We start from the raw sequence: 23,377 nt of genomic DNA on the forward strand, positions 1-23,377 counted from the left end.
CCCGGCGGTCCGGTGTCGGGGCAGTCTGACTGGTCACAGCGGTCAGCTCAGCCTCTCTGAAAGTTGCCGCAGCAACTCGTCTTCGCTCAGGTCGTCGTAGGTGTCTGGTGGCTGTTCGACTTCCGCGACCGCCAGCTCGGCAAACTCCGGCAGCACGGTAGCCAGGTAGTCGGTCAACCCGTACACCGTCGGATAGTCGAAAACGACTGAGGCAGGCAGGTATTCGCCGAGGGTATCGGACAGCGCACGCTGCAGCGTCACGCTCATCAACGAGTCCATGCCGAGCTGGAAGAACCCGGTGGACGGATCGAGCGTCTCGGTGGCCGGCATGCCCATCACCGTCGCGGCCAGCGCGTTCACCTGATCGAGCAGCATGTCGTGGCGGCGGTGTGCGTCGGCGGCCCGCAATGCCTTGCGGAACTCGCTCTCCGGCAGGGCGACATCGTCGGGCGCCGGCAGCAGGTCATCGACGATGCGCAGCGATCCGCGGGTCCGGAATGCCGCTGCTAGCAATGGCCAGTCGGCGGCGACCACCGCGGTGCGCGCCGCGGCGCCCGCGGCCATCACTATCGGCAGCGCCCCGATGGCGGTCTCGTCGTCCATGGGCACCAGCCCCGATTCGGCGCTGAGCTGGCTGGCGTCCCGCTGCGCGTCGGCCAGGGATTTCCACAACCCCCAGTCGACGACGGTGGCCGGCAGCCCCATGGCGCGCCGCGCGTAGGCGAAGGTGTCCAGGAAGGTGCTGGTTGCGGTGTAGTGGGCGAGCCAGCGGGAACCGAGCAGGCCGGAGACCGAGGAGAATAGGACGAAGTGCCGCACGTCGGTCAGGTGCCGTAGCGATAGCCGGTGCAGCAGTGCTGCGGCGTCCAGCTTGGGACCGAACATGGCGGCCACGTCGTCGTCGGACATCTCGCTCAGCAGCACCGGGCCGCCGGCGAACGCGGCCAGAAAGATCCCCTCGAGCGGCGGCAGGTCGGCCCCGAACCGGTCGAACAGCGCGCCCATCGCCGCGGCGTCGGTGGCGTCGGCGGCCACCTCGACCAGATCGGTTCCGGCCGTGCGCAGTTCATCGGCCAGCGCCTGCAGCGCGCCGGGTTTGCGCGCCACCGCGACGATCGTCGTGGCGCCCATCCGGGAGAGCTGACGGATCAGCTGCGGCCCGATGTTGCCCGTGGCGCCGATGACCAGCTGGCTGGTGTCGCCGCGCAGCTGTGTCTCCGCTGCTTCTGCGTTCTGCGGTCGCCAGTGCAGTCGGGGGACATGGCGATTCGCCGACCGGTACACCACCTGGTCTTCGTCGTCTGGGCGCCCGGCGGCCGCGAGCACGTGCTGGGCGGCCAGCGCCGCGGGCATCGTGTCGTCGACGTCGATCAGGCCGCCCCAGATTTCGGGATGCTCGAGGGCCAGCGAGCGGCCCAGACCCCACAGCACCGCGTGGCCGGGATTGGCCCGATCGCCTTCGGCGACCGGCTGTGCGTTGCGGGTCATGATGAACAACTTCTGCGGCGCACCGGTCGCCACCATCTTCGCGGCGAGCTGACGTGCGGTGCGGAAAACCCGGTAGGCCGCCGAAATGTCGAACGGTTCACCGGCCACCGGCGGTGCGTACAGCACGTTGTCCACACCGTCCAGGTCGACGGCGTCTTCGGGAGTCACCCGGGCACCCGCGGCCGCGACCATGGCGTCGGCCAGTGCCGGTTCGGCTGCCACCAGCCAGGTTGCGTCGGCAGCCAGCTCCGCGTCCGGTGCGGGGCGCACCGGCCAGTCCAGCTGGTAACTCCAGTCCGCGACGGTGCTTCCGGTGCCCTGATGCTGAAGGCGGTTGCGGCTCAAGCGTTCCGGACGTACCACGTCAATGTCGATCCAGTGGCGGGTGTGCTGCCACGGCGTGGTGGGAACGGCCGCGTGCGGCTCGGGCGGGTGCGGGATCTCCGGCGCGCGCACCGTGTAGAGGTTGGTGCGGAATGTCACGGTGTCATCGGTGTCGCGCGCCAACGTGCCCAGGGCGCGATAGCCCGCGGCTGGCACGGTTTCGGAGATGGCCTGGGTGAGCAGTGGGTGCGCGCTGATCTCAATAAAAGTGTGGTGCTGCTCGGCTGCCGCGGTGATCGCCTGCTGGAATCGCACCGGGTTGCGCATGTTGGTGGCCCAGTGCTCGGCGTCGAACGCCGGTGTGCTGTCCAGGGTTTCGTAGCTGGTCGAGATGATCGGCAGGGTCGGGCTGCGTGGTGCCAGGTCCGCCAGCTCCGCGCGCATTGCGGGCTGCAGTGCGTCCATGGCCGGGTTGTGCGGCGCCACTTCGATGTTGACCCGGCCGGCGAAGCGGTTCTGGGCGCGCACCGTGGCGATGAGTTCGTCGATCTGCGCGGTCGGCCCGGAGATGACGGTCTGGCGCGGTGAGTTGTAGATGCCCAGCGTCACCTGCGGGTAGTCGGCGATCAGCGCCTCGGTGGCCTCGGCGTCGAGCCCCAGCATGGCCATCCCGCCCTGCCCGGACAGCGGCGCCATCAGCCGGGACCGGGTTGCGGTGACCCGCAGGCCTTCTGCGGGCGTGAGCGCGCCGGCCACCACCGCGGCGGCCACCTCGCCCATCGAATGCCCGATCACCAGGTCGGGATGCACTCCGTGGGAGCGCCACAGCTGCGTCAGCGCGAGTTGCATGCCGATCAGGCCCAGCTGGATTTGCTCGATGCCGACCAGTTCACGGCCGCTCGCCAGCACATCGTGCAGCGAGAAGCCGGCCTGCTGGGAGAAAACCGGCTCCAGCTCGGCGACCGCGTCCGCGAAAGCCGGTTCGTCGGAGAGCAATCGGCGGCCCATGCCGGTCCACTGCGAGCCGCGCCCGGAGTACACGAAGACGATGCCCGGCCCCGGAGCGTCATGGCAGGCCTCCGCGGCGTGCTGTCCCGCCGCCAGGGCGCGTAATCCGTCGACGGCCTGCTTGCGGTCGCGGGCCACCACGTGCGCCACCCTGCTGTGCCGGGTGCGATGGTGGCCCAGCGTATGGGCGACGTCCGCGACGGCGACGTCGGTGATCTCCAGCCAGTCGGCCAGCGTTGCGGCCGTCGCGGCCACTCGCTGCGGCGTCTTGCCCGACACCACCAGCGTCGACACGCCGGTGTCGGACCCGGTTGCCGGGGCCAGGTCGGGGCCCTGCTCGATGATGACGTGCGCGTTGGTGCCCCCCAACCCGAATGAGGACACCGCCGCCCGGCGCGGGCCGTCGGTGCCGGGCCATGGCGTGTTTTCGGTGGGCACGAAGAATCGGGTCGCCGCCGCATCGATCGCCGGATTCCATTGCGAGAAGTGCAGATTGGGCGGGATCTGGCCACGCTGGACGGCCAGCGCTGCCTTGATGAAGCCGGCGATCCCGGCCGCCGCCTCGAGGTGGCCCAGATTGGTCTTCACGGCGCCCAGCGCGCACGCGTCACCGCCCTGACCCTTGACCAGACCGTAAGTCGCTGCCAGCGCTTCGAATTCGATAGGGTCACCGAGCACCGTTCCGGTGCCGTGCGCCTCGACGTAGTTGACGCTCTCGGGCGCCACGTCGCTACAGCGCAGCGCGTCCGCGATCACATCGCACTGCGCGGCCGTGTTGGGCGCCGTGACCCCGTTGGAGCGGCCGTCCTGGTTGACCGCCGATCCGCGGACCACCGCCAGCACCCGGTCGCCGTCGCGCACCGCGTCGGTCAACCGCTTGAGGACGACCACGCCGGCGCCCTCACCACGCACGAAACCATCGGCGGCGGCGTCGAAGCTGGCGCAGCGGCCCTGCGGGGACAGTAGGCCCCACGCGGAAATGGCGATCTGGGTTTCCGGACGCAGCGTGACGCTCACGCCGCCGGCCAGTGCCAGATCGGTCTCCCGCAGTCGCAGGCTCTGACACGCCAGGTGCACGGCCACCAGCGAGGACGAACAGGCGGTGTCCACTGCCACCGCCGGGCCGCGCAAGCCCAACAGGTACGAGATGCGGCCCACGGTGATGCTGTGCGCATTACCGGTACCGGTGTAGGCGTCCACGGCGTCGGGGTCGGCGGCCAGCATGGACTGGTACTCGTTGAAGTACACGCCCATCATGACGCCGGCGCGGGTGCCCGACAGCGAATCCGTCGGTATGCCGGCGTGCTCGAGAGCCTCCCACGCCACTTCGAGCAGCATCCGCTGCTGGGGGTCCATCGCCGCGGCTTCGCGCGGCGTGATGCCGAAGAACTCGGCGTCGAACCCCGCGATGTCGGGGACGAACCCGCCCCACTTGGTGGTCATATGTCCCGGTGTCAACGGGTCGGGGTCGTAAAACTCCTCGGCGTCCCAACGGTCGGCGGGCACCGGCGAAATCGCGTTGCGGCCCTGGACCAACAGGTCCCAGAAGCTGTCCGGCCCCACCACCTCACCGGGAAAGCGGCAGCCGATCCCGACCACCGCGATCGGCTCGGCCACAACGATCCGCGAGATCTTCTCGAACTCGCCTGAGAGGGTGGCGCGTTGTTGCGCGCTCATACCGGAGATCCGGCTGAAAGCCGTTCGCATCACGAGGACCTTTCGGCCTCAGACGACGTCGACTCGATGCGGTCAAAGAGGCTGTCCAGCACGCTGCCCGCCGACGCGGACAGCGCTGCCATCTCGTCTTCACCCGAATCCTGTTCGGGTGCTACCCGATTGGCCAGGTAGGTCGCCAGCGCCGACACGGTCGGATGGTTGAACAGCATGGTCGCCGACAGTTCCATGCCCACGAACTGCTCGGCCTCACGCCGAATCGCCATCGCCATCAGCGAATTGAGACCGAGTTCGGCGAACGGTCGGTGGCTGTCCAAGTCGGTCTCGGGCAACCGGAGCTCGCGCGCGATGATGCCGCGCAGCCCGTTCTCGAACTCCTCTCGCACCTCCGCCGCCGACAGCGCCGACCAGTCCCGAGCCGGAATGAGGTAGCGGTCCTCGATCACCGATCCGTCCGCGGTCGCAGGCACCGGCAGCATCACCGCCTGCGCTACGTCGTAGCCGTCGACGTGCTCCCACGCGGTGAACGACTCCTGCGGCGTGATGTCACGCGAGCCGAGGCGGGCCAGCTCGTCGCCGACGATCCGATTGCCCGCGGCGAACCCGAGGCCACGCCAGGCCACCCAGTCCAGGCTCATCGTGTGGCAGCCCTGCTGGTGCCGCGAGCGCGCCAGCGCGTCCAGATAGGAGTTGGCCGCGGCGTAGGAGCCCTGGCCCGGGATGCCGAAAACCGTTGCGGCCGAGGAGGTCAGGAAGAAGAAGTCGACGCTGCCCGGGGGGAACGCATCGTGCAGCACCTGGCCGCCGCCGATCTTGGACCACACCACGTCGCGCACGGCATCGTCGGTCATGGTGGTCACCAACTGGTCATTGGTGACGCCGGCCGCGTGGATGATCCCGCGGATCGGGGCGGCGCCGTCGGCGTCGCGCCGATCCAGCAGGGCCCGCAACTGGTCGCGGTTTCCGACATCGACGGGGATGGCTTCGACTGCGACGCCGCGCATTTCCAGCGCACGGATCGCGTCGATCTTGCGCCGCAGTCCGGCGTCCAGGGTGTCGGTGTCCCAGTCCCGTCGCGGCGGCAGCGCGGTCCGGCCGGTCAGCACCAAACGCCGGGCGCCGCGGTCGGCCAGCCAGCCCGCCATCAGCAGGCCGAGCGCGCCCATGCCGCCGGTGATCAGGTAGGCCGCTTCGGGTCGGCACGCCACCGGCTTGCGCACCGGTTCACCGGGCAACGCCGCCAACGCCGGCGTGAGCGCGACACCCGCACGCAGCACCAGGATCGACTTACTCGGGTGCTGTATGAGGTCGGCGAGTTCCGGCGCGGAACCGTCCGCTGAATCGGCGAGATCGACCAGCCCGCCCCACAATTCGGGGTGCTCGGCGGCGATCACGCCGGCCAGACCCCACAGGAAGCTCTGGCGCAGCGCCGACGCGGTCGCCGCCTCGTGTACGCCGCGGGTGACGATCCAGAAGGTGACGGAGTCGGTCCGCTGCGCCAGGGCACGGACGGCGGCGCTGACTTCCGCGCAGACCCGCACGGCGAAGTCGACGTCGCCGTCATCGGCGGGCTCGGCCTCCGCGACGTACAACACGTACCGCGCGTCGGCCAAAGTGCCTGGCCCGAAACCGAACTGCGGCAAACGGTCCCGTGTTGTCCAGCCTTCGTCGCCGAGGATCGCGAGGGTCCCCGGACCCAGTGGTTCGGTGGCGCCGACACGCGGCTGCCAGTCCAGGGTGTGGGCGAATGTGCGCGTGTCCGAAGGCTCGACGGCTGGGGCGGCGTCGAAGTCCAGCGCGCGGTAGCGAAGCGAGTGCATCGACAGGCACGGTGCGCCCCCGGGCGCCCCGGCCGTGATGTCGACGGTGATGGCCTCCCCGTCACCTCCGGTGCGGCTGAGCAGCACCGCGCCTTGGGCCTCGGGTCCGTTGTCCCGCAGCCATACCCGCTCGATGCCGGCCGGCACGTAGAGGCGTGCATCGGTGCTGTCAGACAGCGCCCCGACGATCACGGCGGCGTCCAACAGCGGTCCGGTCGAACCGTCGGGCAGTGCGTCGGGCAGTGCGATCGCCGCGTAGCGGCCGGTGGGGGTCGGCTCCCAGGATTCCAGGGTCCATTTGAACGGCAGGCCGTCCACCCCGCGGAGCGCAAGTTGTTCGGTGATGTCCGGGATGTCGTCGTCGACCAGGGTGCGGCTGTGCTGGGGAACCTTCGTGGCGGGCTCCGGTGCCGCCGCGGACAGTTGCGCGGTGACGTGGTGTGTCCAGTGGTCCGACGCGGTGTCGGCCGGGCGCGAGGCCAGGCTGATCGACTGGTCGTCGGCCACCACCTGGATCAGGCGTGGCTGATCAACGAAGACGGGTTGGTCGAATCGCACTTTCGACAGCGCCGGATACCCCGATTGGTCTGCGGCGCAGAGCAGTGTGTACAGGACGACGGACGCCGGCACCACCTCGACACCGTGGAAGCGGTGCCGGCCGCGGTACGGCTTGGCCTCCGGGGCCAGCCGGGCCTGCCACAGGTGCGACGGCCGACCGCCGGACACAGCGGTGACCGTACTGTGCGGACCGAGCAGCGTGCCCGCTGACGGCGCCGCGGCCACCGAGTTGGCAACGCGTCTGGGGTTGAACCAGTGCCGGCAATGTTGCCAGGGCGTGCTGGGCAGTGGCGGGTGCGGCTCTGCCGGGTGTGGAGTATGCGGCGGGTGGGCGCTGTGGACGGTGTTGACGTTGGTGCGGAAGGTGATGGTGTCGTCGGTGTCGCGCTGCAGGGTGCCGACGCTGGTGTAGTGGGTGCCGTGCTGGGCACTGTGCAGGGTGTCGACGACGGCCTGGGTGAGCAGTGGGTGGGCGCTGATCTCGACGAAGGTTTTGTGGTCGCCCCCGGCCGCGCTGGCAGCGTGCCGGATGGCCTGCTGGAAATGAACCGGGTTGCGCATGTTGACAGCCCAGTGTTCGGCATCGAAATGCACCGTGATGTCCGGTGTTTCGTACGTGGTGGAGATGATCGGAATGTTCGGCGTACGCGGCTGAAGGTCGGCGAGCTCGGCACGCATCGCCGGCTGTAGCGCGTCCATGGCCGGGTTGTGCGGCGCCACTTCGATATTGACCCGGCTGGCGAACCGGTCCCGGGCGCGTACCCGGGTGATCAATTCCTCGATCTGCTCGGTGGGCCCGGAGATCACGGTCTGGCGCGGGGAGTTGAAGATTCCCAGGGTCACCGCCGGGTAGTCAGCGATCAGCGACTCGGTGGCCGCGGCGTCGAGCTCCAGCAGCGCCATCCCACCCTGTCCGGACAGCGGCGCCATCAAGCGGGCCCGGGTGGCGGTGACCCGCAGGCCCTCGGCCGGGGTGAGTGCCCCGGCGACCACGGCCGCGGCCACCTCGCCCATCGAGTGCCCGACCACCAGGTCGGGCTCCACCCCGTGGGAACGCCACAACTGGGTGAGCGCCAACTGCATGCCGATCAGACCCAACTGGATCTGCTCGATACCCACCAGCTCCTTGCCGTCCGCCAGCACGTCGTACAGCGAGAAGCCGGCCTGCGCAACGAAATCGGGCTCCAGGTCCACGATTGCCGCGGCGAAGGCCGGTTCGTCGACCAGCAACCGGCGCCCCATTCCGGGCCATTGCGACCCTCGGCCGGAGTAGACGAACACCGTGCCGGGACCGGGTGAGTCGTCCCTGGGGCCGACCACACCGGCTGCCAGCTGGCCCGCGGCGAGCGCGCGCAAACCGGCGATAGCCTGCTCGCGGCCCTCAGCGCCGCGACGCGCCACCACGGTGCCGAACTTGGCCTGACGCGACCGGTGGTGATTTAGGGTGTGGGCGACGTCGGCCAACGGCACCTGGGCTCCGGCGCCCTCCATCCAGTCGGCCAGCACTCCGGCCGTCGCGGCCACGCGTTGCGGCGTCTTGCCGGCCACGATCAGCGTCGAGACGGCCGGTTCCGGATCCTGCCCGCATGATTTGGCGATGTCCTGGCCTTGCTCGAGCACCACGTGGGCGTTGGTTCCACCGAATCCGAACGACGACACGCCGGCGCGGCGGGGGTGCCCGGTTAGTGGCCAATCCGTCTGGCAGTCAACCACTTTCATTCGCAGATCGGCGAACGGAATGTGTGGGTTGGGGCTTTCGAAGCGCTGGTTCGGCGGGATCTGCCCGCGCTGCACCGCAAGGACGGCCTTGATGAAACCGGCGATCCCGGCCGCGGCCTCGGTGTGCCCCAGATTGGTCTTGACGGCACCCAGCAGCAGGGGAGCCTCAACGGGGCGTCCACGACCCAACACGGTGCCCAGAGCGCGCGCCTCGATCGGGTCGCCGAGCAGGGTTCCGGTGCCGTGCGCCTCGACGTAGTCCACCTCGGTGGGCTGCATGCCGGCATTCGCGTACGCGGCCCGCAGCACCGCCATCTGCGCGGCCGGGTTCGGCGCCATCAACCCGTTAGACCGGCCGTCCTGGTTTACGGCCGAGCCGCAGATGACCGCCAGCACCCGGTCGCCGTCGCGTTGCGCGTCGGTCAACCGCTTGAGCACCACCACGCCGGCGCCCTCGCCGCGGACGAACCCGTCGGCGGCAGCGTCGAAGGCGCGGCAGTGACCCGTCGGCGACAACGCGCCCACCTGGTCGAAACCGCGAAAAACCGCCGGGGACAACAACAAGTTCACGCCGGCCGCGATCGCCAGCTGGGAGTCCTGGGTACGAAGGCTCTGACAGGCCAGGTGAATCGCCACCAGCGACGACGAGCACGCGGTATCCACTGCTACCGAAGGACCGCGCAGGTCAAGGAAATACGACAACCGGTTGGCGATGATGCTCATCGCGCCCCCGGTGTTGCTCCACCCGTCGATCTGCGCAAGGTCGGTGGAGGCGATGGCTCCGTATTCGCTCAGGCACGATCCGGCGAACACCCCGGTTTGGGAGCGGCGCAGCGAGCTGGGCGGAATTCCGGCATGCTCCAACGCTTCCCATGCCACTTCGAGCAGCAGTCGCTGCTGCGGGTCCATCTTGTCGGCTTCGCTGGGGGAAATTTCGAAGAATTCGGCGTCGAACGACTCGATGTCGGGCAGGAACGAACCCCAGCGCGTAGTCCGGGCGAGCACGGCCCTGGCTTCCGCGGAGCCGTCGTCGAAGAGTTCCCACCGTTCGTCCGGTACCTTCCCGATCGACGAACGTCGCTCGCAAAGAAAGTCCCACAACGCATCTGGCCCGGATATGCCGCCGGGGAAGCGGCATCCGATGCCGATCACCGCGATCGGCTCGTCGAGTGAGTTGCGGCCCGGACGGTGCAGCGCGGCACCCGCGTCGGGTTCGGGCTCGGGGGCGGTGAGGTACGCGGCCAGATCGTTGATCGTCGGGTGCTCCCAGAAGTCGATGGGGGAGACCGTCCTGCCCAGCAACTCGGTCAGTTCACCGGACAGTACGACCGCGTCGCGGGAGCTCACGCCGAGGTCCGCCAGGGACAGATCCGGGTCGACCTCGTCGGGCCGGCATCCGATGTTGGTGACCAGGTAATCGACCAGCCAGTGACGCAGGTCAGCCTCGCCGCTGATGCCGGATGTCATACGGTCACGTCCAGCCGCTTGAACCCGTCGCTGCGGTATCGCTCAACGCAGGCCGACCGTCGGATCTTGCCGCTGGTGGTGATGGGAATGGAGCCGGGGGACACCAAGACCAGATCGGCGACCCGCAGGCTGTGTGAGCGCGAAATCGCGGAGGTGACCTCACGTTTGACCGAGCGCAGCTTGAGCATCGCGTCCTCTGCCGAAGCGCCACGCCGTTTGAGCTCGATGATCGCCACCAGCTGCTCGGTGATGTCGTCCGGCACCGAGATCGCGGCGACCCTGCCGCCGGTGATCTCCTGGATCGTCGCCTCGATGTCGTCGGGGTAGTGGTTGCGGCCGTCGACGATGAGCAGGTCCTTGATGCGGCCCATGATGAACAGCTCGCCTTCGGACAGCACGCCCAGATCCCCGGTGCGCAGCCACGGCCCTTCCGGGGTGCCCGGCGCCGGGTCGACGATGCGGGCGTTAAAGATGCGGTTGGTCTGCTCGGGCTTCTGCCAGTAACCCAGGGCGACGTGGTCGCCGTGCACCCAGATCTCGCCGACGTCGCCGGACATGTTCTCGACCATGGTGTCGGGGTTGACGATCCGTACCGCAGACGGGTCGGGGCAGCCGTAGCTGATGAGTTCGGTGCCGACCGATCCTTCGGAGCCACAGCGTTTGGCCTGGCCTGCGGTCAGGTGTTCGTAGTCGAAGCGCACGGTGGTGGGTGCGGTCCCGGGTTCGGGTGCGGCCACGTATAACGTCGCTTCGGCCAGGCCGTAGGAGGGCCGCACCGCGGTGGGGCTCAGGTTGTACTTGGCGAATCGTTCGGTGAAACGCTTCACGGTCGCCACGTGGATTCGTTCGCTGCCGGAGACGATGCCGACCACGTCGCTCAGATCGAGGCCCGCCATGTCCTCGTCGGACGTTCGGCGCACGGCCAATTCGAAAGCGAAATTCGGCGCTGCGGAGAAAGGCGACGGGTTACTGGCAAGCAGTTGCATCCAGCAGGCCGGGCGGCGCAGAAATGCCATGGGGCTCAGCAGCACCGCGCTGCGCTCGGCGACCATCGGTGCACAGATTCCGAGTATCAGGCCCATGTCGTGGAAAAGGGGCAGCCACGACACCACGGTTCCGTTAGGAATTTTGGCCAGGTCCCCGAAATAGCCGTACAGGCTCTGCGTCACATTTGCGATGACATTCTTGTGCGACACAATGACACCGGCCGGCGTGCGGGTGGACCCGGATGTGTATTGGAGATAGGCCGCCCCACTGGCTGGCCGGGGGACGGCCGATAAGTCCCGGGGCGAGTCCAGATCGAGCAGATCGACTTCAATGATGAAGGGAGCGGACTGGCCGTTCTGTGCGGTCGCGTATTTCGTCACGTCACTCACCACGGACGACGTCGTGAGAATGGCGACCGGTTTGGAGTCGCGCAACACCGCGGAGACGCGGTCGTCGTGGATCCCATACTGCGGCGTCGACAATGGGACGGCGATGAATCCGGCCTGCAGGGCGCCAAGGAATGCGATGACGTATTCCAAGCCCTGCGGGGCCAGAATCGCGACCCGGTCACCCGGCGCGCCACACAGCTTCAGTTCTTCGGCGATGACGCAAGCCCGCCCGTAAACCTGGGACCAGGTCAGCGTCTCAGCAAAGCCGTTCGGATCCAATCCGTAATCGATAAATGTGTACGCCGCGGTATCGGCCTGCTGATCGGCCCGCTGCTTCAGCAAAGCGGGTAGGGACCCGTCAGTCACCGGCATCGCTTTACACTCCCGTTCGAACGTTTGCCCTTGTGCACTATTGCGGCCTCACTTCGCAAGAAGTGGGGCCGCATAGCGGTGCGTCCAGTGCCGAAAAACCGCACGCTTGAGTTGCCTAGTCCGCGTCGACGATTACTTCCGTCCCCACCGAAGCACCACTGTGTGCCGCCTGATGATCGCCCCTGGACTAATTCCGCTCCCCAAACAACTAGTCGCGTGTTCAACGGTAATCATCTCCCGGTACGGGCGGGGGCATTATTGGAAAATCCACACGCATCCCACAGCGATCGCAGAGGTCCGTCGCTTTGCGGCGCAGTTGGCTGATCTGCGCTGAATCTTATTCACTCCTGCCAGGTACTGTGACTGATGTGACTTGTGATACATCGGTGGCAGATGTTGGTGTCGTGAGTTCTGAGCCTGATGTTCTCGATCCCGCTACCGGCCGATTTTTGGGACCGGCGTCCCGTTGTGACGAGAGTAACACCTCGGATGCGGGTGGCCGGACGGCTTCTGTTGGATCGGCGCCGGCCGCCCGGCTCGCACAACTGCGGGCCGCAGCGGGCAGTGGGGTCGCTGCCGGTGCGGGTGTACTTTGCCACCGGGGTATCGGTCGTGAAGAGATAGCCGTCATGCGCAGGCCGTCCTGACTGCACGGCTAAGTTCAGTCGGCCCACTCCAGCGTCTTGGTCTCGATGTCGTCGACCAGCTCCGGCAAATTGCTGTTCAGATAAAAGTGGTCGCCGGTAAACACGCGAAGCGCGAACTCGGACGTCGTTCGGTCGACCCATGGCGCCATGTCCTCCTGGGTCGCTATCCAGTCCTTGTCGCCGATGAAGGCGTAGATGGGACACGCCAGCTTCGTCTCCGGCGGGCTGTCGTAGGCGGCGATAGCACGCGCCGCCCGCAGCGTCGGCAACACTCCCACCAGAAATTCCTCGTCGTTGAAGAATTCCGGGTTCATGCCCGTCATCTGAGCGATCAAATTCAACATCTCGTTGTCGGACATTCCTTTGATCTGCTTGTACCGGATATGGCCGGGTGCCGAACATGCCGAGACGAAAAAAGCCAATACGTTATAACCGGCCGACTGGAAACGTAATGCCACTTCGAATGCAAGCATTCCACCCATGCTGTGCCCGAAAAAGGCGACCGGAACATCGGGGCGGGCGGCCGGCTTCATCATCGCAAAGATCTCGTCGGCGAGACTGGGAATGCTGGACAGCGGTGGCAGTCCGGCTCCGTCTCGCTGACCGGGATACTGGACCGCAATGCGCGTCAAGCTGCCGGAAAACTCGCGGGAAAAGGGAACGTAATCCTTGGCGGTACCACCGGCGTGCGGAAAAATATACAGCGTAGGTTTATCGCTATTTTCACCTTTGTTGCTGTTTGTCGAACTTCCGTGCACCGAGCCAGCATAGCGTGGTTCGAGAATCAGGCTCGGCGCGAAGTGGGGGCCGCCAAGGTGCTGCCTGGTCGGATCTGCGGCGATAGGCTGAAGGGCAGACCAGGTGAGTAGGGGATCGTCTGCGGGCCATGGGGACTGTGAGCACGACGAGCGGCCAAAAATTGAGCCCGACACACCGGCGGCATCACCGCTGTCACAGACGTAACACCAGGCACACTGGTAACAACAGTTGACGCCAGGAGGGTATGGCCGTGTACCGAGTCTTTGAAGCGCTGGACGAGTTGAGCGCCATTGTCGAAGAAGCCCGTGGCGTTCCTATGACGGCGGGCTGCGTCGTACCCCGCGGCGATGTGCTGGAGCTGATCGACGACATCAAGGACGCGATCCCGGGCGAGCTCGACGATGCACAGGATGTGCTGGACGCGCGCGACTCCATGCTGCACGACGCAAAGTCGCACGCGGACTCGATGGTGTCCTCGGCGACCACCGAAGCCGAGTCGATGGTCAATCACGCCCGTGCGGAGGCCGACCGGCTGCTTTCCGACGCGAAGGCTCAAGCCGACCGGATGGTCAGCGAGGCCCGTCAGCACAGCGAGCGGATGGTCGGTGAAGCGCGCGAGGAGGCGATGCGGATCGCCGCCTCGGCGAAGCGCGAATACGAGGCCAGCGTCAGCCGCGCCAAGACCGAATGCGACCGGCTGATCGAGAACGGCAACATCTCCTATGAGAAGGCCGTGCAGGAGGGCATCAAGGAGCAGCAGCGGCTGGTGTCGCAGAACGAGGTGGTTCAGGCCGCCCATGCGGAATCCACCCGGCTGATCGACACCGCGCACGCCGAGGCTGACCGGTTGCGGGGCGAATGCGACATCTATGTCGACAACAAGCTGGCCGAATTCGAGGAGTTCCTCAACGGCACGCTGCGTTCGGTCGGCCGGGGCCGTCACCAGCTTCGCACCGCGGCGGGAACGCACGACTACGTGACCCGGTAGCCCCCGGCGGCCATAAGCAGTGGACCTGGGCGCTGCGCGCCGTAGGATTCCCGTATGGCAAGGCAGCACGGCCAGACGGCGCAGCGACGCGCCATCACACCGTTGACCATCGACGTCGCCCGGCTGGGCAGACGGCCCGGTTCCATGTTCGAGATTCATGACACTGTGGACAGCCCTTTGCGCATCGGTGTGGAGCTGATCGCCATCCGGCCCGGTGCGCCGTTGGCCCTGGACCTGCGAGTGGAGTCGGTGTCCGAAGGCGTGCTGGTGACGGGCACGGTGGACGCTCCGACCTCAGGCGAGTGCTCCCGGTGTCTGTCGCCGATCCAGGGGCGGGTGCAGGTTGGGCTGACCGAGCTGTTCGCCTATCCGGACAGCGCCACCGAGGCCACCACCGAGGAAGACGAGGTGGGCCACGTCGTCGACCAGACGATCAACCTCGAGCAACCGATCATCGATGCCGTTGGCCTTGAGCTGCCTTTCTCACCGGTGTGTTCGCCCGATTGCCCGGGACTGTGCCCGCAGTGCGGGGTGTCGCTCGCCGCTGAGCCCGGCCATCAGCACGAACAGTTCGACCCGAGGTGGGCCAAGCTGGCTCAGATGTTGCCGGATCGGGACGACCAGGGCACCGAACAGCGAGGTGAGCAGTGACCCAGTCGCGACAGACACTGCTCGACGCTCTCGGGGTCGATCTCGCGGACGAGCTGCTCTCACTGGCGCTGACGCATCGTAGCTACGCCTACGAGAACGGTGGGTTGCCCACCAACGAGCGGCTGGAGTTCCTCGGCGACGCGGTGCTGGGGCTGACCATCACCGATGAGCTGTATCACCGGCACCCCGACCGTTCCGAAGGTGACCTGGCCAAACTGCGCGCCAGCGTCGTCAACACCCACGCACTCGCCGATGTAGCACGCACCCTGACCGAGGAGGGACTGGGTGCATACGTGCTGCTGGGCCGCGGCGAAGCAAACACCGGCGGCGCCGACAAGTCCAGCATCCTGGCGGACGGGATGGAATCCCTGCTGGGAGCGATCTACCTGCAGCACGGAATCGAGGTGGCGCGCGAAGCGATCCTGCGGCTGTTCGGCCCGTTACTGGACGCGGCGCCGACGCTGGGTGCCGGACTGGACTGGAAGACCAGCCTGCAGGAGCTGACCGCGGCTCGTGCCCTGGGGCCGCCGTCGTACCTGGTGACTTCCACCGGCCCCGACCACGACAAGGAGTTCACCGCGGTGGTCCTGGTCATGGAGACCGAATACGGGTCAGGGGTGGGGCGCTCCAAGAAGGAGGCCGAGCAGAAGGCCGCCTCAGCGGCGTATAAGGCGCTGGAAGCTGTGGAAGCGCTGAACACTGCGGAGAAATCGTCGGCGTGACGCAGTTGATGGTGCTGACCCGCTGCGCCCGGCTTCGCCGCGCTTGCGATCATCACGGGTCCGATGGTGCTGACCCGCTGCGCCCGGCTTCGCCGCGCTTGCGATCATCACGGGTCCGATGGTGCTTACCCGCTGCGCCCGGCTTCGCCGCGCTTGCGATCATCACGGGTTCGATGGTGCTGACCCGCTGCGCCCGGCTTCGCCGCGCTTGCGATCATCACTAGATGCCCGAGCTGCCTGAAGTCGAGGTGGTGCGGCGCGGTCTGCAGACCCACGTGGTGGGCAAGACGATCACCGGTGTCCGGGTTCACCATCCCCGCGCCGTGCGTCGGCACGAAGCCGGCCCTGCGGATCTGGCGGCGCGCCTTCTCGACGCCCGCATCACCGGAACCGATCGGCGCGGCAAGTACATGTGGCTGACCCTGGGTACCGGAGATGATGAAGAGGCCGAGCCTGACATGGCGCTCGTCGTACACCTGGGCATGAGTGGGCAGATGTTGCTGGGCGTGGTGCCGCGGGCGGAGCACGTCCGGATATCCGCGTTGCTGGACGACGGGACGGTGCTCAGCTTCGCCGACCAGCGAACCTTCGGCGGGTGGATGCTGGCCGACCTGGTGGCCATCGATGGCAGCGTGGTTCCCGAACCCGTCGCACACCTGGCCCGTGATCCGCTCGACCCCCGATTTGACACCCAAGCCGTTGTTAATGTGTTGCGGCGCAAGTACTCCGAGATCAAGCGTCAGTTGCTGGATCAACAGGTCGTCTCGGGGATCGGCAACATCTACGCTGACGAGGCGCTGTGGCGGGCCAAGGTCAACGGCGCGCGGATCGCCGCCAGTCTGTCGCGGCCCAAGCTGACGGCCGTGCTGGACGCCGCGGCCGAAGTGATGCGCGAGGCGCTGGCGAAGGGTGGCACGTCGTTCGATTCGCTGTACGTCAACGTCAACGGCGAATCGGGCTACTTCGATCGTTCGCTGGACGCCTACGGCCGGGAAGGCGAGAACTGCCGTCGGTGCGGAGCGGTGATGCGCCGGGAGAAGTTCATGAACCGCTCCTCGTTCTACTGCCCGCGATGTCAGCCGAGGCCCCGGGGTTAGCGGCCGGTCCCCAGCTTGGTGAGCGTCCGCGTGTTGCCGGGGACACGCCGTTGCGGCTGGCATTTTGCGGACGCTCGCGACGTGGGGTGTTGGGCCGCTCGACCCCCAGCTTGGTGAGCGTCCGCGTGTTGCCGGGGACACGCCGTTGCGGCTGGCATTTTGCGGACGCTCGCGAACTGCGGCCGCACCCCGCTCGCGACGAGGGTGCGCTCCGGTACGTCGACACGCCGCTGCGGCCGGCATTTGGTGCATGCTCGGCGCACGGCCACAGAACCGCACCCAGTAAAAAGGGACCCATGACGGAACTCTGGGTGGAGCGCACCGGCACGCGCCGGTACACCGGTCGAAGCTCGCGTGGGGCGCAGGTGCTGATCGGCGGCGAGGACGTCGACGGCGTGTTCACTCCTGGTGAGTTGATGAAGATCGCACTCGCCGCGTGCAGTGGGATGTCCAGCGATCAGCCACTGGCCCGCCGCCTCGGGGACGACTACCGGGCGGTGGTCAAAGTGTCAGGCGCCGCGGATCGGGACAACGAAATCTATCCCTTGCTCGAGGAGAAACTCGAGCTGGACCTGTCCGGCCTGACGCAGCAGGAGAAGGAGCGCCTGATCACGGTCGTCAACCGGGCCATCGACGCGGTCTGCACCGTCGGGCGCACCTTGAAGGCCGGAACAAGCGTCACGTTCGAGGTGGTCGATGCCTGAGGTGCGGTTGACGGCCTGGGTGCACGGTCACGTCCAGGGCGTGGGATTTCGTTGGTGGACCCGTTGTCGGGCACTGGAGCAGGGTCTGACGGGCTATGCGGCCAACCAGGCCGACGGCCGGGTGCTGGTGGTCGCCAACGGGCCGCGCGAAGCGGGCGAACGGCTGCTCGAACTGCTACGGGGTGACAGCACGCCGGGCCGGGTGGACAAGGTGGTCGCCGACTGGTCAGAGCCCACCGAGGAGTTCACCGGTTTCGTGGAGCGTTGACGCCTGGTGCGGATGGGGTCAGAGCGACCCGATTGGCCAGGGGTGTGAAAGGGGTTGAAGACCCTCCTCTGACACGCCCCGAGCGGGAAGACGCGAACGCCCGCACCGGTAATCTGGCCCCTCGTGTACCTCAAGAGTCTGACGCTCAAGGGCTTCAAGTCCTTCGCCGCGCCAACGACTCTGCGTTTCGAGCCGGGCATCACCGCTGTCGTCGGGCCCAACGGATCGGGCAAGTCCAACGTGGTCGACGCGCTGGCCTGGGTAATGGGGGAGCAGGGCGCCAAGACCCTGCGTGGCGGGAAAATGGAAGACGTCATCTTCGCCGGGACCTCGTCGCGCGCGCCCCTGGGCCGGGCTGAGGTGACTGTCACCATCGACAACTCCGACAATGCGCTGCCGATCGACTACTCCGAGGTCTCGATCACCCGCCGGATGTTCCGTGACGGCGCCAGCGAGTACGAAATCAACGGCAGCGGTTGCCGTTTGATGGATGTGCAGGAGCTGCTGAGTGACTCTGGGATCGGCCGCGAGATGCACGTCATCGTCGGCCAGGGCAAGTTGGACGAAATCCTGCAATCGCGTCCCGAAGACCGTCGGGCGTTCATCGAAGAAGCCGCGGGCGTTCTCAAACACCGCAAGCGCAAGGAAAAGGCGCTGCGCAAGCTCGACGCGATGGCCGCGAACCTGGCCCGCCTCAACGACCTCACCACCGAACTGCGACGCCAACTCAAACCGCTGGGCCGCCAGGCCGAGGTGGCTCGTCGCGCTCAGACCATCCAGGCCGACCTGCGTGACGCCCGCCTACGGCTGGCCGCCGACGACCTGGTCAACCGGCGCTCCGAGCGGCAGGCCATCTTCGACACCGAGACCACCATGCGGCGCGAGCACGACGAGGCCGCCGCCCGTCTGTCGGTGGCTTCCGAGGAGCTGGCCGCGCACGAGGAATCGCTGACCGAGCTGTCGCAACGCGCCGAGGCGATACAGCAGACGTGGTTCCGGTTGTCGGCCCTTGCCGAACGGGTCGGCGCGACTGTGCGCATCGCCAGTGAACGCGCCCACCACCTCGATATCGAGCCGTCGAGGACCAGCGACACCGACCCCGATGCGCTGGAAGCGGAGGCCGAGCAGGTGGCACTCTTCGAAGAGCAGCTGCTGGCCGAACTGGCCGAGGCCCGCACCCGACTGGACGCGGCGCGGGCCGAGTTGGCCGAGCGGGAGCGTCGTGCGGTGGAAGCCGACAGGGCGCACCTGGCGGCGGTCCGCGCGGAAGCCGACCGGCGGGAGGGCCTGGCCCGGCTTGCCGGCCAGGTAGAGACGATGCGGGCACGCGTTGAATCCATCGACGACAGCGTCGCGCGGCTGTCCGAGCGGATTGAGTACGCTGCCGCCCGGGTGCAGCAGACTCGTGCTGAATTCGAAGGAGTGCAGAGCCGGGTCGGTGAGCTGGACCAGGGTGAGGTCGGCCTCGACGATCAGCACGAGCGGACGATGGCCGCGCTGCGCCTGACCGACGAACGCGTCACCGAACTGCAGGCCGCCGAGCGTGCCGCTGAACGGCAGGTGGCGTCGTTGCGGGCCCGTATCGACGCGCTGTCGGTGAGCTTGGAGCGCAAGGACGGCACCGCCTGGCTGGCGCGAAACCACAGTGCCGCAGGGCTTTTCGGTTCGGTCGCGGAACTGGTCAAGGTGCGATCGGGTTACGAGGCGGCGCTGGCCACGGTGCTGGGGTCGGCGGCCGACGGGTTGGCCGTGGATAGCTTGGGTGCCGCTCGAACCGCGGTCGCTGCACTCAAACAGGCCGACGGCGGCCGCGCGGCGCTGGTGCTCGGCGATTGGCCGGCTTCGCCGCACCCGCCGATCAGCCTGCCCGGCGGGGCGGTGTGGGCGCTTGACATGGTCGAGGCGCCGCCGCGGTTGCGTGGGGCGATGGTGGCGATGCTGTCGGGTGTCGCGGTGGTCGGCGACCTGGGCGCGGCCCTGGATCTGGTCGCCGCCAATCCCCAGCTTCGGGCGGTGACACTCGACGGCGATCTGGTGGGTGCCGGCTGGGTGAGCGGCGGATCCGACCGCAAGGTGTCCACCCTGGAGATCGCGTCGGAGATCGAGAAGGCGCGTGACGAACTGGCCGCCGCGGAGTTGCAGGTGGCGCAGCTGACCGCGGCGCTATCCGGCGCGCTGACCGAGCAGTCCGCCCGTCAGGACGCCGCGGAGCAGGCGCTGGCCGCCCTGAACGAGTCGGATACCGCGATCTCGGCGATGTACGACCAGCTCGGCCGGTTGGGGCAGGAAGCCCGGACGGCCGAAGAGGAGTGGAGCCGGCTGCTGGCGCAGCGCGAGGAGCTGGAAGCCGGGCGGGCGCGGACCCTCGACGAGGTCGTGGAACTCGAGACCCGGTTACGCAATGCCCAAGAGACGGAGCACGTCCAACACGCCGAGCCGGACAACCGGCAGGAGATCGCGGCTGCCGCGGACGAGGCCCGCAGCTTCGAGGTCGAGGCCCGGCTGACCGTGCGTACCGCCGAGGAGCGGGCCAACGCGGTCCGGGGACGGGCCGATTCGCTGCGTCGCGCGGCGGCGGCCGAACGGGAGGCGCGTATCCGGGCCGAACAGGCGGCGGCGGCTCGGCTGCGTGCCGCGGCGGTGGCCGCAGCCGTGGCCGAGTCGGGTCGCCTGCTGGCCTGGCGGCTCAACCGGGTCGTGGACGCGGCGTCGTTGATGCGCGACGAGTTGGCCGCCGAGCGGCAGCAGCGGGCTGCGGCGATGGCCGCGGTACGCGAAGAAACCAACCAGCTGAGCGCTCGGGTGGCAGCCCTCACCGATTCGCTGCACCGCGACGAAGTGGCGAACGCACAGGCGGCGCTGCGGATCGAGCAGCTCGAGCAGATGATTCTGGAGCAGTTCGGGATGGCACCGACCGACCTGATCGCCGAATACGGCCCTGATGTCCCGCTGCCGCCGACCGAGCTGGAGATGTCCGAGTTCGAACAGGCCCGTGAGCGGGGCGAGCAGGTCGTCGCCCCGGCCCCGATGCCGTTCGACCGCATGACCCAGGAACGGCGGGCCAAACGCGCCGAGCGGGAGCTCAACGAGCTGGGCCGGGTCAACCCGCTTGCCCTCGAGGAGTTTGCTGCCCTGGAGGAACGCTACAACTTCCTGTCCACCCAGCTCGAGGATGTCAAGGCCGCCCGCAAAGATCTCCTCGACGTCGTCGCGGACGTCGATGCCCGCATCCTGCAGGTGTTCAGCGAAGCGTTCGTCGACGTCGAGCGCGAATTTCAGACGGTGTTCACCACGCTTTTCCCCGGTGGCGAGGGGCGCCTGCGGCTGACTCAGCCCGACGACATGCTCACCACCGGCATCGAGGTCGAGGCCCGCCCACCGGGCAAGAAAGTCACCCGGCTGTCTTTGCTCTCCGGTGGCGAGAAGGCGTTGACGGCGGTGGCGATGCTGGTCGCCATCTTCAGGGCCCGGCCCTCGCCCTTCTACATCATGGACGAAGTCGAGGCCGCGCTCGACGACACCAACCTGCGCCGGCTGATCAGCCTGTTCGAGATGCTGCGGGACCGTTCGCAGCTGATCATCATCACCCACCAGAAGCCCACCATGGAGGTGGCCGACGCGCTGTATGGGGTGACGATGCAGGGCGACGGAATCACCGCCGTCATCTCGCAACGCATTCGCGGTCAGCAGGTGGACCGGCTGGTGGCTAATAGCTCCCATTGACCGCCCGGCTGAGCATGCGCCCGCCAGCAGTTTCGCCGATGCCCATCTGAAGGGCCAGCCGCACGAAGCCCCCGTTTGTCTGAGGGAATCTTCAGAACCGAGGTAGACTACGGTTCTGCGTTTTCCGCCGGAGACAGGGGAGACCACGAGTGGCAGACGTCCACAACCCGTCCAACCGCCTGCAGCGGCGGAAGCAGCGCACCCGCGCCGCCCTTATCGCGGCGGCGCAAAGATTCATGGCCGCCGGCAAACTCAACGTACCGATCCAGGACATCAGCCAAGACGCCGACGTCGGAGTCGGCTCGTTCTACAACCACTTCGAAACCAAAGAAGAGTTGTTCGAGACGGCCATGAACGAGATCTTGGACGCACACGGGGCACTGCTCGACGCACTCACCGCATCTATTGAAGATCCGGCAGAGAAGTTCGCTTTCAGTTTCCGGCTGACCGGGCGGATGTTTCGTCAGCCAGAAAGTCGCATCGTCCTCAATCACGGGTTGGCTTTGATCAACGCGGAACGAGGGCTCGCGCCGCGCGCGCAGCGTGACATTGCGGCCGCGGCGACCGCGGGCAGGCTTCGGGTGGCAGACCCGAAACTGGCGATGGCCGTCGCCTCCGGAGTGATCCTGGGCCTGGGCGAACTACTGCAGGCCGAACCGGAACGCGACGTCGCGCAGACCGCCGACCAGGTCACCGAAGACCTGTTGCGGATGTGGGGGATGTCGGCAACCGAGGCTCACCGCCTGTGCTCCCTGCCACTTGGCGATGGATTCAGCCAGTTGCAGGCGGCCGTTCAGCCTCCGTTGCCGCCGCCTTCGGCCGTGCCCTCGCCTGCCACAATGACGACAGGTTGACGTTAGCGGCTCGCGATCTGGGCCGGTCGCGTCGAGAACGCTTGGTCACAGAACTCGGCGACGACGCGAGCCGTTTCCTGCGGCGCCTCGAACGGCCAGAAGTGCCCGGTGTCGAACAGGTGCAGGTCGCTACCCGGTGGCAGCATGCCCAGTAGCGTTGCGTCTTCGTAGAATTCGCGTGGCTGCAGGGGGTCGTGGGCGCCCTGCAGCAGCAGCACCGGAGCAGTCCAAGACCGAATCAGCCGGGTACGCCGGTCTACCCACTCCTGACGAAACGACGACGAGTGGAAGTAGCGGGGCACCGCGGTGGCGATTCCCGGGTAGCTGAATTCTGCACAGGTGCGCAGCAGATCCTCTTGGGAGACGGGCCGCTCGGTCAGCCACGAGTACACGGTCAGGACGAAGCGGCGGGCCTCAGTGAGCATGGCCGGTGCGTCTGGTGACTGCATCAGCTGCTGCTGTGGGTGCAGACGTGGGTGCAGATGCCAGAAGTGTTGCTGCCCACGGCCGTAGCCGCGGACGCGGTCGCCCATCGTAGCAACGAGGTGGTCACCGATGGGGGTGCCGCGGTCGTGAGTGATGAGGGTGAATTCGCCGACTTGCAGCGTGTCGAGCAGGGAGGCGAGCTGCTCCGCAACGCCGGCCTGGCGGTAGTCGCCGCTGCGTTTGTCGGACTGGCCGTAACCCTTGAGGTCGATGGCCAGGCAGTGGTAGCGCGCACTGAGGGCCTCCAGGACGTAGTGCCATTGCCACCACGAGTCGGGCAGGCCGTGCAGAAGCACCACCGTGGGGTTCGAGGGAGACCCGGATTCCACGAGGTGCCAGCGAACCGTTTCGCTGTCGCCGGGCGCATCGACGAATCGGTGTATGACGTCCACGTCACCGAGCTTTTCGGTCTCACCGTCGTGATTGGGGTGAGCCGGTGCCATGTCGCCCAGCGCGCTGACCCGTTGTTCGGCGGACATCACGGCGGCGGCCAAGCCGTCTTGCAGGGCTTCGGTTATCCGCTGCGGCGGTTCGGTGTAAGTGAGGCCAGACGTCGTCGTCATTTTCTCGTTCCCTTCGTTGGTAGCCAGATCTGCTGGTGGCGGTGGCGCGTAGCGCAGTCAATGCGAGCTGGGCGGCAGGAGTTGAAGATATCTTCAGATGACGGGAGGC

At 67.4% G+C, this 23,377-nt stretch carries 13 protein-coding genes; 8 read left to right on the plus strand and 5 right to left on the minus strand.

What is annotated here, in order from left to right:
- Positions 1–42: 42 nt before the first annotated feature.
- From AWC08_RS04710 to AWC08_RS04725, 4 genes are all read right to left on the minus strand, one after another.
- On the minus strand, positions 43–4,530 hold the full coding sequence (locus AWC08_RS04710; protein ID WP_142283410.1) for a type I polyketide synthase: 4,488 nt from the start codon (positions 4,528–4,530) through the stop codon (positions 43–45).
- Positions 4,527–10,058 (minus strand): type I polyketide synthase, encoded by a 5,532-nt coding sequence (locus tag AWC08_RS04715; protein ID WP_085087418.1) that lies wholly within the window; start codon positions 10,056–10,058, stop codon positions 4,527–4,529. The genes AWC08_RS04710 and AWC08_RS04715 overlap by 4 nt, the downstream gene beginning before the upstream one ends.
- Positions 10,055–11,806, minus strand: a complete 1,752-nt coding sequence (gene fadD26, locus AWC08_RS04720; RefSeq protein WP_065136906.1) for a long-chain-fatty-acid--AMP ligase FAAL26/FadD26 — start codon at positions 11,804–11,806, stop codon at positions 10,055–10,057. The genes AWC08_RS04715 and fadD26 overlap by 4 nt, the downstream gene beginning before the upstream one ends.
- 661 nt (positions 11,807–12,467) lie before the next feature.
- Entirely contained in the window at positions 12,468–13,241 is a 774-nt protein-coding gene (locus tag AWC08_RS04725) for a thioesterase II family protein (protein WP_142283413.1), read from the minus strand.
- A 221-nt stretch (positions 13,242–13,462) separates the two neighbouring features.
- Here AWC08_RS04725 and sepIVA point away from each other — a divergent pair, with 221 nt between their 5' ends.
- From sepIVA to AWC08_RS04765, 8 genes are all read left to right on the plus strand, one after another.
- Complete coding sequence (sepIVA, locus tag AWC08_RS04730; RefSeq protein WP_069434718.1) at positions 13,463–14,200, plus strand: cell division protein SepIVA; 738 nt, start codon at positions 13,463–13,465, stop codon at positions 14,198–14,200.
- Positions 14,201–14,254: 54 nt separating this feature from the next.
- Entirely contained in the window at positions 14,255–14,851 is a 597-nt protein-coding gene (locus tag AWC08_RS04735) for a YceD family protein (RefSeq protein ID WP_082986617.1), read from the plus strand.
- The gene (gene rnc / locus AWC08_RS04740) at positions 14,848–15,573 is read left to right on the plus strand and encodes a ribonuclease III (protein ID WP_065136126.1); all 726 of its coding nucleotides are present in this window, start codon (positions 14,848–14,850) and stop codon (positions 15,571–15,573) included. Before AWC08_RS04735 ends, rnc begins: the two co-directional genes overlap by 4 nt.
- Before the next feature lie 224 nt (positions 15,574–15,797).
- Positions 15,798–16,670, plus strand: coding sequence for a DNA-formamidopyrimidine glycosylase (gene mutM, locus AWC08_RS04745; protein ID WP_069434716.1), 873 nt, complete (start codon positions 15,798–15,800; stop codon positions 16,668–16,670).
- A gap of 296 nt (positions 16,671–16,966) precedes the next feature.
- Positions 16,967–17,374, plus strand: coding sequence for an OsmC family protein (locus AWC08_RS04750; RefSeq protein WP_065136128.1), 408 nt, complete (start codon positions 16,967–16,969; stop codon positions 17,372–17,374).
- On the plus strand, positions 17,367–17,642 hold the full coding sequence (locus AWC08_RS04755; RefSeq protein ID WP_065136129.1) for an acylphosphatase: 276 nt from the start codon (positions 17,367–17,369) through the stop codon (positions 17,640–17,642). The genes AWC08_RS04750 and AWC08_RS04755 overlap by 8 nt, the downstream gene beginning before the upstream one ends.
- 123 nt (positions 17,643–17,765) lie before the next feature.
- Positions 17,766–21,365 (plus strand): chromosome segregation protein SMC, encoded by a 3,600-nt coding sequence (gene smc / locus AWC08_RS04760; RefSeq protein ID WP_069434715.1) that lies wholly within the window; start codon positions 17,766–17,768, stop codon positions 21,363–21,365.
- Between the two features lie 149 nt (positions 21,366–21,514).
- Positions 21,515–22,219: a TetR/AcrR family transcriptional regulator gene (locus tag AWC08_RS04765; RefSeq protein WP_065136131.1), complete on the plus strand. Its 705-nt coding sequence runs from the start codon at positions 21,515–21,517 to the stop codon at positions 22,217–22,219.
- Between the two features lie 2 nt (positions 22,220–22,221).
- Here the strand turns inward: AWC08_RS04765 and AWC08_RS04770 are convergent, their stop codons facing one another.
- Positions 22,222–23,268: an alpha/beta fold hydrolase gene (locus tag AWC08_RS04770; RefSeq protein WP_069434714.1), complete on the minus strand. Its 1,047-nt coding sequence runs from the start codon at positions 23,266–23,268 to the stop codon at positions 22,222–22,224.
- Positions 23,269–23,377: the final 109 nt, after the last annotated feature.

Origin of the sequence: Mycobacterium gordonae (genome assembly GCF_002101675.1) — a bacterium.
Classification (GTDB): domain Bacteria; phylum Actinomycetota; class Actinomycetes; order Mycobacteriales; family Mycobacteriaceae; genus Mycobacterium; species Mycobacterium gordonae.